Genomic DNA, 12,852 nt, shown 5'->3' with positions numbered 1-12,852 from the left:
AATAGATCCCCTCGTCCATAGCAGAAACGGTTTGATTTCCTTGACGAAGCAACTGTCCACCCCTCGACTTCGCTCGGGGCAAGCTGTCCACTGTCAACTGTCCACTGCTATACATGGCAGGTAAGATTCATCAATCTTTGATGCCATTCGAGGAAACCGTTCCTTAACGCACCAGAAGAAAATTCTGGAGGCTGGTAGGCCGGGTGAGAGCAAGAAATAGCGATTGACAATAAGCGTCAAAAATGTTTATTTTTCAGAGTTGTCGGTGAATAATAATGTTGAATGGTCGCCCAAAAAAGCTGGGAGCAGAAGTGTAAAAGTAGAACCTTTATCTAATTCGCTGAAGGCGGAAATTTCTCCGCCCATCATTTCGCAGAATTTCTTAGTAATTGTCAGACCCAAACCAGTGCCGCCGTACTTTTTAGTAGTTGAGGAATCGGCTTGGGTGAAAGGATCGAAGATTTTGGCTAACTGTTCCGAACTCATCCCAATGCCGGTATCTTTGACTGTAAAAACGATCCAATCCCGAGGGGAAGAGCCGGAAGGCGAGCTATTGTCGGTGGGGGCGCCACCTCTATAGACTCCAAGTTGTTTGTTTCTTTTGGCAGCCTCGGCGGGGGTTTCGGGGGAGCGGGTAACGGTGAAAGTTATGGTGCCGGAGCAAGTAAACTTGGAGGCGTTGCTGAGGAGGTTGAGCAGCGACTGGCGGAGTTTAGTCAAGTCGGTTTGCATCGAGCCAATATCTTCGGGGCATTGTATTTCTAATAGATTGTTATTTTTATCTGCCGTCGGCGCGATCGTGGCTACTACTTGGTCAACCACATTTAAAATGGTAAAGGTTTCGACGTGCAAGTCGATGCGGCCGGCTTCTATTTTAGAGAAGTCGAGAATGTCTTTAATCAGGGCTAGCAAGTGCTGTCCGGCGGTGTTAATTTTCTGGAGGTCGTTGATGAATTCATCGGCGCCGAGGTCTCGGGCGTCTTCTTGCAGGATCTCGCTGTAGCCGATGATGGCGTTGAGAGGGGTTCTGAGTTCGTGACTCATGTTGGCGAGAAAGATGCTTTTCGATCGATTTGCAGATTCGGCGGCTAAGGCGGCGCGGCGGAATTCTTCGGAACGCAAGCGCTCGGTGATGTCGCTGGTCATGATTAACACGCACTGAGTGCTGCCGAGGTCGATCAGTTCTCCTGACAGCAGCCAGTCGCGTATGTCGCCGAGTTTGGTGCGAATTTTGATTTCTTGGTTGCCGATCGAATTTTGGGCTTCCAACATCTGGGCGAGCCGCCGCCCGTCTTCGGAGTTGACCCACATTCCTAAATCGCTGGGGGTGCGGCCAATAAATTCGTGTCGCAGCCAGCCTAAGGAGCGTAAAAAGCTGTCGTTGGCATCGAGGAAGCGTGCGTCTGTGAGCGTGCAGATGCCGATCCCGACTGGGGAGGCGTGAAAGGCTTTAGAAAATCTTTCTTCTGAAGCGCGCAGGGCTGCTTCGGCGCGCTTTCTGTCTGTGATGTCTTGGACTGTGCTGCTGATGTAGAGCGAGTTGACGGCGGCTTGTTCGCAGACTGTGCGCTGGCTGCCGTCGGGGAGTGCCAGCCTGTAGTCGATGCTGTAGGGCTGTTGCTCAAATAAAGCGGCGTCGATCGAGGTTTTGACTAATTCTCTGTCTTCGGAGTGGACGTATTGCAAGAAGGCTTCGAGGCTGGGTGGAAAAGTTCCCGGCCGCTGTCCCAGGATGCGATAAATTTCTTCTGACCAGCGCAATTGCTGAGTGTTGAGGTCTAAGTCCCAGTTGCCTAGCTGGGCGATGCGTTGCGCGTTGGCGAGGCTGGCTTCGCTGGCGCGCAAGGAGGTTTCAGCTTGGTGGCGTTCGGCGACGGTGGCTGCTAATACTAAGCCGGTGACGGCGATGACGGCGATGAAGGCTTGCAGCGATAAGAGTGCTTGGGGGATGCTGCTGGCGTGTTTGAGAAAGGGGCCGCTGCCTCGGGCTATGCCCCAGATGGCGAAGCCGCAGAGGATGAAGTTGGAGAGGGCCGTGTAGCGCTGGCCGAACCGAAAGGCTGCCCAAACTACTAGGGGAAATGGTAAGTATTCTAGGGGATAGCGGGCGTAGGCGGCGCGGGTGCGGGAACAGAAGACGAGCCAGCCGACTGCTAGCAGCAGCAACAGCCATATCGCGCGTTCGAGGAGCTGTTGGTGGCGGTGGGTGCCGATTTTGGGCAATTTTTGCCATGTCAGCAGCAGCGGGGCGACGAGCAAAATTCCGAGAGCGTCTCCTACCCACCAACTTCCCCAAATCGTGCCAAAATTGCTCCAGCTAGATAAACCGGTGACGCACACGAGGATGCTGCCGATGGTGGAGTTGATCAGGGTAGAGCCTAGGGCTGCTAGTCCGACTATTCCTAAAACGTCTTTGAGCCGATCGAGCCCGGCGCTAAAGTTAATTTTCTGCAACAGGTAAGTTCCCGTCCACGCTTGCAGGGTTCTGGCGCCCGCCGAGATCAATGCCGTGGCGATGTTGGCCGACGGTACGTTCATGCTGAACAGGAAGCCTCCGATCGCGATTCCCGGCCACAGTTGGCGCCCGAACAGCAGCAGGGCGACTTGGGCAATTCCAGCAGCAGGCCACATGGGGTAGATTTCTGTGCTGAGGGTGAGGGTGCCAATGGCGAATTCGGAAGCCGCATAGTAGATGAGGGCGATCGCGCCTACTGCGAGGAAGTACCGCCAAGAATGTCCTTTGATTGCGTTAAGGAACTTTGTCTGCATTGTCGTTTGGGGAAAAGGTGGACGGTTGTTAGGGTCTCAGTAGGTGGCACGGGACGGGCACACGGTAGGGAAAATCTTTCTATTAAGTGATGGTAGGTCATGGGTGGTAGGTAGGGGGAGAACCTGTCGATCTCACTTTTTTTAACGCCCTCAACCGCACGGTTTGTTTGGGCTGTGCGATCGAATCTGCACATAAATTTGGGGAGCATCCCTTTTTTGCCAATATATCTGCAATGGCGAAGCACTCGCTCGCCGGATTTGGGATTTTGGTTAAAGATTTATTACCGAGCGACTGCGGGTGTCTTTTCGTATCGGGCGATCGGCGCTCGATTTTACCTAACATCTTGTGACATTCTCAATACTAAAAAACAGATAAGAGCGACACAAAATCTCAGCTTTCAGGTCAACCCGGGTCAAGAAACCCGGTTTCTGACTAGAAGTACCGGCGGCAATGATTTTAACTGAATTTTCACCAATTATATCGAGGATTCAAATCTGCGGAAGGGGAAGGGGTAGAGATCAAAAAATCCTGGTCGATTACCTTTTTCCCTTTTTCCCGATGACCTTTTTCTTAATTATCAATTACCTTTTTTCCAATATCTAAGGTTAGTGTCAAACGCTGTTGAGCTTCTTTGAGGGCGTCTTGGGGGTCGCGGCCCAGAAGGGTTGCTTCTATGGCGCGACCGAGGTTTTCTGACACCCGGGAGTAGCCTGAGATAATTGGGCGCGATCGCGCTGAGTTCATTTGTTCTAAAAACACTCGCAAAACAGGGTTTTTTTCCACAAAGTTTCGATAATTTTGGCTCTGTCTCGATTTTAAGTTGATTGGCAAGTAACCTGTTCCTATTGCCCAGGCTGTTTGGAATTCTTCGCCGATCGCGTATTCTAAGAATTCTAGGGCAGCTTTCTCGCGTTCAGGCGAAGTTTTCATTAAAAATATGTTTTCACCCCCTACGACGGCTGCGGGACGCTTGAGGGCGGGTACAGGCATCACTGCGTAGTCGATCGCGCTTTGCTGCAATTGTGCTAGCGTCCAAGGCCCGGTGATTTGCATGGCAACTTTGCCGACGATGAAGTTGTCGAGCTCGTAACCGCGCTCTGGTGCTGACAGTATTGCTGAACATTCTTTTAACAAATCGCTCCACAATTCTAAGGCGGCGAGAGAACCGGGATTGTCGATTTGAGGTACGGCAGTTTGAGGTGTCCCGGCCAACAGTTCGCCGCCTGCACTAAACATGAATGGCAACCAAGTGAATACTGTCCATTCTCCTTTGCCTAGGGAGAGCACTAGGCCGTGTCGGTCGGGGTGGCAGTCTCCGTTGGTGTCTCGTGTGAGCGATCGGGCTGCTTGCTTGAATTCTTCCCAATTTTGCGGTACTTGTTTGATGCCTGCGGCTTTAAATAAACTGGGACGGTAAAATACGGCGGCGTTGTTGGTGGCGAGGGGAATTGACCAAGTGTGTCCTCCGAGTTCCATTGACTCGAAGAGTGACTGGTAGATTTCGGCTTTGCGGGGCGATTTGTCGAGCCAGTTTTCTAAGGGTTGAATTGCGTTTAGTTCTGCCAGCTTTCCGGCAATTGTGGGAACGTTCCACAGCAAATCCGGCGGTGCACTTCCTACTATTGCTGTCAGTATTTTTGGCAGTTGTTGGTCTGGTTGCCCGATGTAAATCGGTTCAATTTGGATGTTGGGATGTGTTTTGTTGAATTTGTCCGTGAGGGTTTTAAATACATCGCGATTGGGTGGCGGATTGATGCCGTGCCACAGTGTGAGTTTAATTTGTTCGGTGTTGGTTCTGGCGTTTTTACAGCCGCTTAATATTAGAAAATTTAAGGTAAGTAAAATGCAGGCAATCCGTTTGATTTGAGTTTTAAAGGCTGGGAATAATTGGGATAAAATCATTTTTTAGTTGTATTTAGGGAAGAAGATTTTTTTTACCGCAGATGGACGCGGATGGACGCGGATGGTTAGAGGTTGGTGAAACTGCTGGAATCTCAGCAGTCTGGGGGGAGGTGTTTGGAAACAAAACCCTGAAAACTCAAGCCCTAGTCTATCCTGTTGCCAGATCCGATCGCAAGGAATTGCCGTCAAGTGCGATCGCCCTGTTTGCTAAATGAGGCATTTCGACAGGCTCGAATGCGGGAATTTGCTTAATAGACCTCTTGCAAAAATAGTTAGGAACGGGCAAGATGCCCGTTCCACAAAGATATTTTTTATGTGGAACGGGCATCTTGCCCGTTCCAAAAGTTGATAAAAAAGATTTTTGCAAGAGGTCTAATAGCGATCGGCTGACTTGTTCGTTATGAATACATTTTTCTGGTAGTGCGGTATCTGCAAACAAGCTGCGACTGGCTGGCTGCGGCATATTCAAGGAGTTTCCCCTGTTTCGGGAGATATGATAAAATCGACATTAGCAGTAAAATTGGTGAATCAGATGACAACTTTTAGTGTAGAACAATTAGATTTAACTTTGGAAGAATGGATGCAAAATCCTCCTGACGGGACAGAGTGGGCGGATGGTAAAGTGATAGTCAAACATCCTGTAGAATTTGTCAATGGAGAAGTAGTAGGGAAACCGGGAATGACTGCAAAGACTCGTCGAATTCAAGCTAGATTAGTACGCTATTGGGGCATTTACATGGACTCAAGCGCCCAAGGCGGTGAGGTTTATGTGGAAGTTACTTGTCAAACTCTCAAAAAAGGGCGAATACCGGATGTATCTTATATTACTCCTGAACTGTTGGCGGAAGTTGGAGAGTTTTCAGTTTTGCGGCAGAGTTTTCCGCTGGTAGCTGAGATTGTTTCGCCTAGCGATTTTGCTGATGATGTTTTTGCAAAAGCGCAGGAGTATTTAGACTCTGGTTGTCGCGAAGTTTGGTTGCTATTTCCGAAGAGTAGTTGGGTGTTAGTAATTACTCAAGGTGATGTGGTTTTATTTAAGTCTGGTGAGGTGGCGAAGACTCAGCTTGTTTTGCCAGGTTTTAGTGTGGCGGTGGATGAGTTAATGGCGTAATTTTGTTATGATTATAAAAACGAACTAAATATTTATGAAAATTGTTTTTTTTGGCACTCCTGATTTTGCGGTTCCTACTTTGTCGAGTTTGCTGAGTCACCCTGATTTTGAGGTGGTGGGTGTGGTGACTCAGCCGGATAAGCGCCGGGGAAGGGGTAATAAATTGATGCCTTCACCGATAAAAGATGTGGCGTTAAATCACAGTCTCCCGGTTTTACAGCCGCGCCGAATTAAGAAGGATGCGGAAACTATTGCTAAGTTGCAGGAATCTGAGGCGGATGTGTTTGTGGTGGTGGCTTATGGCCAGATTCTTTCTCAGGAAATTCTGGATATTCCGAGTTTGGGTTGTGTGAATGTTCACGGTTCAATTTTGCCGAAGTATCGCGGGGCGGCGCCGATTCAGCGCTGTCTGGTTAATGGGGAAAAAGCTACTGGAATTACCACGATGCTGATGGATGCTGGTATGGATACTGGGGCGATGTTATTGAAGGCTTTTGCTGGTATTTCGCTGTTGGATAATGCTGATTCTTTGGGTGATAGACTGTCAGATGTTGGGGCGGATTTGTTGGTGGAAACTTTGGTGAAGTTGAGGGATGGGGATGTTAAGCCTGTTGTTCAACATGATGATGAGGCGACTTATGCGCCGATGATTAAGGCTGCGGATTTGGTGCTGGATTGGTCGAAAAGCGCGATCGCCCTTCATAATCAAGTTAGGGGTTTTTTCCCGGATTGCACTACGACTTTTCGCGGTAATTCTCTGAAGGTGATTGCGACTGTGCCCGTGGGGCCGGAATATTGGCTGCAATTACCTGCGGAGTTGAGGGTTTTGGAACGGGAATGGCCGGTTTTGGCCGAGTTGTCGGGCGCAAATGGGGAGGTTGTCAGGGTTGTGAAGGGCTTTGGGGCGATCGTCCAAACTGGCGACGGTTTGCTATTATTGCGAGAGGTACAGTTGGCGGGTAAAAAAGTTCAGTCTGGAGTGGATTTTGCCAATGGTACTCGGTTAGCTGCGGGTGAGGTTTTGGGGGTTAAATTGTAGGTTTAGGGCGGGCTCTCCGGCCCACCCCACAACATTCATTATAAGACTAGGCGGTTGAAACCGCTGTCTTATCTAAAATTCGACCAAAACTTCCTCTTCAATTCCCAACAAATCTCGCGCCGCCTCTAACATACTTTCAGTAATATCTTTCAAATCTTCGCGACTTCCTAAATAAGTTTTCAAAGCGTCTAACGGTTCTATACTATTATTAGCATTCAATTCTGGCAGCCTCGGCCTTGCTAGCTGGCTGACTAATTCCGGCTGAATTGTGTAACTGTGGGCTGCGCCGAGAAGTGCGTGCAATTCTGCGTTATCAATTAAGTCTAATTGTTCCGATCGCAATTGGTAGATCAATCTGACGACTGCATCTTGAATTTCCTTCTTCCCAATGGCCTTCACCAAGTCAGCTTGCGGGGTTTCGGATTCGGACACCTTTACCTTAATCGTCAGAAACACTCGCACGGGTAACGCGCAAAATTCCCATTCGGCTTTGCCGCGTTCCAAATTAATCAACACAAAGCCTTTGTCTTCTTTCTCTTCGCTAAAGTCAACTCGTTCGATGCTTCCGGGATAAATTACGGGCGGATCATTGCTAGCGTTGAGATTCTGGTGTTTGTGGACGTGGCCGAGCGCAACGTAGTCGAAACAAGGGCGTTTTAGCATGGCTACGGGTATATTAAAACCTTTTCCCACTGCTAAAAAACGTTCCGCCCCCAGGCTTGCTTTATCTGCCATTAAGTGCGCTAATAGTACGGTGGGGATGTTTGGATCGAGGCGGCGGATTTCGCCTTCCATTGCGATCGTCAGTTTTTCGGTTAATAATTGGTTAACGTCGCCCACAGACAGGCTTTCAGTCTCGGATTTGGTCATTAAGGTCGATCGCGTCAACCAAGGTAGCGTCACCACCTGTACGGGCCCGCTGCGGGTGTGTATGAGGTGCGTTTCCAGGCGATCGCCTACAATAAACTTAGGTATTCCCAAAGTCCGATAAATTCCCAAACTCGCGCCGCCCTGTCCCTGGGAATGTTGGTCGTGATTTCCTACTAGCAAAACCGTCGGAATTTGCGCCTCTACCAAGCGGCTAAACTGGCGCGCAAAAGCCTCTTTTACAAACGGTGGCGGCGTTGAATCTGGGAAAGCGTCGCCGCCGAATATAACTAAGTCTACTGGTTCAGAAATTGCTCTGTCCATACATTTACTTAGCGTGGCGGCGAAGTCTTCTAGTCTTGTATTTAACCCGGTTTCTGGATTGACGCGGCCGTGGGAAAAGCCGCTTCCCATATGAATATCTGAAAGGTGAAGGATTTTAATCATTGTTTTTTGATTTATGAATTGTAATTTAGGTTTGTAGTGAGGACTTCAGTCCTTCTTTGGATTCTGAAGAAGGACTAAAGTCCTCACTACGAACCTGGTTTAAGATTTTTGTGAAGGTACGGACGATGTGCTTTCATACATCACAATGTAATACCTGGTACTTTTTGATAAACTTGTTCGATCGGGCAGCGAAAATTTATACTCGTCAACTCTAACTCATCTCCTTGTCGGTAAATCTGAGAAACCCAATGCCCCTCAGCATTGAGTCGAAAACATTCAATTTTGATTTCCGATTGAGTGACAAGTACATATTCCTGCAAACTTGATGCAGTTTGGTAGTCTGCAAATTTATCACCTCTGTCAAAACTAGCCGTTGACGGCGACAAGACTTCAATAATCAAAGACGGATGAAAAATGAAATCGTCGGTGGAATTTATCTCTCTTTCGTCGCAAGTTACCGCTATATCTGGGTAGTAATAGCAATTAGCTTCTTCCAGTCTGACTTTTATGTCTAATGGTAAAACGATGCAGTTGGTGCCATCAAGATGATTTCCTAGCCGCCTTACTAAGTTACTAGAAATAACGATATGAGGCTTTTTTGCCCCAGTCATTGCATAAACGTGTCCGCGTCTGTATTCGTGTTTGATGGGGCTTACTCGTTCGCCTTCTAGATACTCTTCTGGTGAGATGTAAAAATTGTTTTTGCTGACAAACATTGATGTTTCCTCCGAGATTTTTATTTGACACTATTGCTTAATAATCGCATACCAGGATAGGAAACGACACTGCCGTTTCCCTACAATTTCAACAAATTTCCAGGAATCTGGCGTGCCACAGTTTGCCACTTTCTGTCAATCCTTGCGATCGCACTTTGATTTTGATTCCCCGAGGGTTTGCCTCGTACAGTCGGGCAATCTCCTGCATTTCCCCGCTGCTAAAGCCAGTTCCCACTGTTCCGATCGGTACTAACTTGCCGTCGATTTCTTGTGCGACCTCGATCGCACTAAACGGCCTCCCCGCAACTTTTGTCGCAGTCAACCCGACAATAAATAAGTCGTATTCCTGACAGTATTTAGTTCTTACCATCGGAAACTTCTTAACATCTTTGCCGCCGACATAGCGGCATTCATGCAAAACCCAAACTTCGCCTTCTCTATTTTCAGCTTCCTGCTGTTGGGCTAGTAAAAGTTTTTCTTCCGCAGTGCGAGATGTCGGTACAATTTCAAATTCGGTAGATAAACTCAGCAGCATTTCGCCAACTGCAACTCCGGCAGCAATTCGTTCGGATTCCGCCAACCCAGTCAAATCTTTGCCGTGGGAAAACAAAGCTTTAAAAATAGCATAAACTGCGGTGGGCTGGGTTGTGGGAAAGCCGCTTTCAATATTAACTGTAGCAGCTTGCGCGCCCGTGCGGTGTTCGCTACCCGTACAGCTTTTGTAATACAGTTCGCCGTCTAAGACAAAGATGCCAATTTTAGCTGCTGTGTCGCTTAAAGTGCGATCGATCGCAACTGATGCTTGTTGGCGCAGGTTTGTCGATCGCGATTGGTAGTATACTTTGTCTGGCGTCGCCACAACCACCACTCGATTGCCGTCCCGTTTTGGCTGTCCCCAATAATCGGGATTTTCGATGTAATACGAACGTTCACTGGGCGCGTCAACTGGCTGCATTGTGACAATCCTTCCCGGCTGTAAGTGCGGTGGTAATTCGGGGACAATCAAATTGTTGACAAATTCAACTTTCGCCGCAGCCTTTGATTTTGCAGCAGGAGCAGGATTGGTGGTAGACTTATTTGAAGTGTTTTTAGTCGGCTGTTCTCCGGTTTCCAATTCAAACGCTCTTTTCCAAAAGCCGATCGCCATTTCCGGGTATCCTTCCGACTCCGCACACAGTGCAAAACTAATAATTTTTGCCGTACCAATTCCGCGTCCGTAATCAGCCAGATACTGCACCGCCCCCGCTTCACCCATCAAGTGCAATTCCCGCGTGACGATGCGATTGTTCCAACGTTCTCGAATATCGGCGCTAATTTTTTTGGCTGCTTTGCGCTTGGCTGCGGCGTATTCGGTGCAGTCCATACGGCCTCCTGTTTGTAGGGCTATTTTGAGAATATACTTTAGCTTGATTCATTAGTCAAGCAGATTAAAACTAAGTTTACAAGTAGCTGTGCATACACCTGAGTATTGCATTATTGATGAACTAGATTTATTTTTTGACCGCAGAGGCGCAGAGTACGCAGAGGAAGATAAGAAACAGTTGACAGTTGACAGTTGACAGTTGACAGTTGACGGGCGAGCTCTACCCGCAAGGAAGAGGATTGCTGTAATCAATAGTCTGATTTTAATTTCTCGCTTGCAGGGATTCGCTTTAAACCCATTATTTCTGGTAATTGTTTATGCTCAAATGTTAAGATAGCCTCGATCGCGAATTGTAGCAATAATGCCGTGAGTTGTGTTTTGCTCGCATTGGCTTTGCCAAATCGCGTTAGCGAAGCCCTCTTCGAGGATCGCGCGTTCGATAATTTAAGATCGAGTTTAATCTTACTGTAATGATGCGATTGATTTTGTACAGCAAACCCGGATGCCATTTGTGCGAAGGGTTGCAAGAAAAACTCGAACTGATTGAAAGCCTCAAGTTTCAACTGGAAGTTCGAGATATTACTCAACGTGATGATTGGTTTGAAGCTTATCAGTACGAAGTTCCTGTTTTGTTTAAGGTGCAACCTCAGGCAACAAATTCTGCTGGCGAACCTGCTTTCTCCCCTGAAGAACTTTTACCCCGCCCTTCTCCTCGTTGCACAGTTGCCCAATTGGAGCAAATGTTACAGAAATATTTGCCAGTCGATCCGTCACAATAAATACGATTTACGCAAAAACTCAGCTTTTAATCCTGGCCTCGGGGCACGCACCGCGCACAGAATAGCTGTATGGGGCCTGCATCGCCAAGCGCTGCAAAGCACCTCTGGCTGGGTTAACAGTTGACAGAAGATCCCGCCCGCGAAGTCGAGGGGTTGACGCAAGGAGTGCGAAGTTTTTAGGCAGGGGATTTAAGCCCCTGCCTAAAAACAATCCACCTAAAGGTGGGGGCTTAAATCCCCTGTGATGACGGTTAAAACAATTGCGCGAGTCCTATTCAAAACATCCAAGTGAGGAGTTTTTCAAATGAAATTGAGAGAATTATTAGCAACACTTTCCGGTATTTCCTTTGACGCCCAACATCAAGCCCTCGATGCCGAAGTCAAGGGTTTATCGACTAATTCCCACGCTTGTGGGGCGGGGGATTTGTTTTTGGGAATGCCGGGGACGCGGGTAGACGGGGGAGATTTTTGGCCGGGGGCGATCGCCAGCGGTGCCATTTCCGCCATAATTTCCACCCAAGCAGCCGAGAAAACACCCCCCCAACCCCCCCTTAGCAAGGAGGGGCTAGAAGAGCTTCCCTGCGTCATTGTCGCAGCCGATATGGCTCAAATTTGCGGTCAAATAGCCACCGCATTTTACGACAATCCAGCTAGCAAATTAAAACTTGTCGGTGTTACCGGGACTAACGGCAAAACTACCACAACTCATTTAATCGAATTTTTGCTCAATCAAATGCAGTTACCGGCGGCAATTTTCGGCACGCTTTACACTCGCTGGCCGGGTTTCCAACAAACTGCACTTTACACTACACCTTTTGCGATCGACTTGCAAAAACAACTAGCAGAAGCTGTAGCGGCTGGATGCAAACACGGCGTGATGGAAGTCAGTTCCCACGCTTTATCGCAGCAGCGAGTTTTGGGCTGTTCTTTTGAAGTTGCTGTGTTTACCAACTTGACTCAAGACCATCTCGATTATCACCGCGATATGGAGGATTATTTTGATGCCAAAGCGCTGTTATTTAGTCAAAAATATCTCAAGAATCGCGCAGTAATTAATATTGACGACTCCTACGGGCGGCGGATTGTTGAAAGCTTAAAATCAGATAAAGTTTGGAGTTACAGCACTAGCGACAAAACTGCTGATTTGTATGCTGATGATTTGCAGTATCAGCCGAATGGAGTTAAGGGAATGCTCCACACTCCCAAGGGTGAAACTGCTTTTGTTTTGCCTTTAGTCGGTCAGTTCAATTTGTCCAATATGCTGGCTGCTGTCGGTGCGGTTTTAGAATTGGGTTTAGATTTGTCCGCAATTGTGGAGAAATTATCTCAATTTTCCGGAGTGCCGGGACGTATGGAACGGGTGCAAATTAGTCCCGACCAAGATATTAGCGTGATTGTCGATTACGCGCACACTCCTGACAGTTTGGAGAACTTGCTGAAGGCTTCGCGGCCGTTTATTCCAGGCAAAATGATTTGCGTATTTGGTTGTGGTGGCGATCGCGATCGCACGAAACGCCCCCTCATGGGTAAAATCGTTGCAGAGTTAGCCGATGTAGCCGTTGTTACTTCCGACAATCCGCGTACCGAAAATCCCGATCGCATTTTGGAAGATGTGCTCGCAGGCATTCCCGCTACTGTAAAACCCGTCGTTATGTGCGATCGCGCCGCCGCCATTCGCAGCGCGATTATCGACGCTAAACCCGGCGATGGCGTGCTGATTGCAGGTAAGGGACACGAAGATTATCAGATTTTGGGCACCGAAAAAGTCCATTTTGACGATCGAGAACAAGCGCGAGATGCCTTGACGGCCAGATTCAATTCCGTTAACTAATAATGGCTTAACTGTTAACGGTTAACT

Annotated in this window: 11 protein-coding genes; 4 read left to right on the top strand and 7 right to left on the bottom strand. The window is 48.2% G+C overall.

Features of this window, described 5'->3' with window-relative positions:
- Positions 1-246: 246 nt before the first annotated feature.
- The 4 genes from QZW47_RS09210 to QZW47_RS09195 form a co-directional block, all read right to left on the bottom strand.
- Complete coding sequence (locus QZW47_RS09210; protein WP_293126327.1) at positions 247-2,769, bottom strand: MASE1 domain-containing protein; 2,523 nt, start codon at positions 2,767-2,769, stop codon at positions 247-249.
- Between the two features lie 97 nt (positions 2,770-2,866).
- Positions 2,867-3,112 (bottom strand): hypothetical protein, encoded by a 246-nt coding sequence (locus tag QZW47_RS09205; RefSeq protein ID WP_293126325.1) that lies wholly within the window; start codon positions 3,110-3,112, stop codon positions 2,867-2,869.
- 228 nt (positions 3,113-3,340) lie between these two features.
- Positions 3,341-4,672, bottom strand: coding sequence for an ABC transporter substrate-binding protein (locus QZW47_RS09200; RefSeq protein ID WP_293126323.1), 1,332 nt, complete (start codon positions 4,670-4,672; stop codon positions 3,341-3,343).
- Positions 4,673-4,820: 148 nt separating this feature from the next.
- Positions 4,821-5,135, bottom strand: coding sequence for a hypothetical protein (locus tag QZW47_RS09195; RefSeq protein WP_293126321.1), 315 nt, complete (start codon positions 5,133-5,135; stop codon positions 4,821-4,823).
- A 30-nt stretch (positions 5,136-5,165) separates the two neighbouring features.
- On the opposite strand from QZW47_RS09195, the gene QZW47_RS09190 reads away from it, so the two are divergent.
- Together QZW47_RS09190 and fmt are read left to right on the top strand one after the other, a co-directional pair.
- Positions 5,166-5,783: a Uma2 family endonuclease gene (locus QZW47_RS09190; protein WP_366930830.1), complete on the top strand. Its 618-nt coding sequence runs from the start codon at positions 5,166-5,168 to the stop codon at positions 5,781-5,783.
- Between the two features lie 34 nt (positions 5,784-5,817).
- Positions 5,818-6,822 carry a methionyl-tRNA formyltransferase gene (gene fmt, locus QZW47_RS09185; RefSeq protein ID WP_293126319.1) on the top strand — a complete coding sequence of 335 codons (1,005 nt, stop codon included), beginning with the start codon at positions 5,818-5,820 and terminating at the stop codon, positions 6,820-6,822.
- 72 nt (positions 6,823-6,894) lie between these two features.
- Here the strand turns inward: fmt and QZW47_RS09180 are convergent, their stop codons facing one another.
- From QZW47_RS09180 to QZW47_RS09170, 3 genes are all read right to left on the bottom strand, one after another.
- On the bottom strand, positions 6,895-8,136 hold the full coding sequence (locus QZW47_RS09180) for an exonuclease SbcCD subunit D (protein ID WP_293126317.1): 1,242 nt from the start codon (positions 8,134-8,136) through the stop codon (positions 6,895-6,897).
- Positions 8,137-8,276: 140 nt separating this feature from the next.
- A complete protein-coding gene (locus QZW47_RS09175; RefSeq protein WP_293126315.1) occupies positions 8,277-8,852 on the bottom strand; it encodes a Uma2 family endonuclease in 576 nt (191 codons plus the stop codon).
- Positions 8,853-8,940: 88 nt separating this feature from the next.
- Complete coding sequence (locus QZW47_RS09170) at positions 8,941-10,215, bottom strand: ATP-dependent DNA ligase (protein ID WP_293126313.1); 1,275 nt, start codon at positions 10,213-10,215, stop codon at positions 8,941-8,943.
- A 473-nt stretch (positions 10,216-10,688) separates the two neighbouring features.
- On the opposite strand from QZW47_RS09170, the gene QZW47_RS09165 reads away from it, so the two are divergent.
- Positions 10,689-10,994, top strand: coding sequence for a glutaredoxin family protein (locus QZW47_RS09165; RefSeq protein ID WP_293126475.1), 306 nt, complete (start codon positions 10,689-10,691; stop codon positions 10,992-10,994).
- A 304-nt stretch (positions 10,995-11,298) separates the two neighbouring features.
- Positions 11,299-12,825, top strand: a complete 1,527-nt coding sequence (locus QZW47_RS09160) for a UDP-N-acetylmuramoyl-L-alanyl-D-glutamate--2,6-diaminopimelate ligase (protein ID WP_293126311.1) — start codon at positions 11,299-11,301, stop codon at positions 12,823-12,825.
- The last annotated feature ends 27 nt before the right edge of the window (positions 12,826-12,852 follow it).

This window comes from Microcoleus sp. bin38.metabat.b11b12b14.051, from assembly GCF_013299165.1.
GTDB lineage: Bacteria > Cyanobacteriota > Cyanobacteriia > Cyanobacteriales > Microcoleaceae > Microcoleus.
This window is presented reverse-complemented; position numbering and strand designations above follow the sequence as displayed.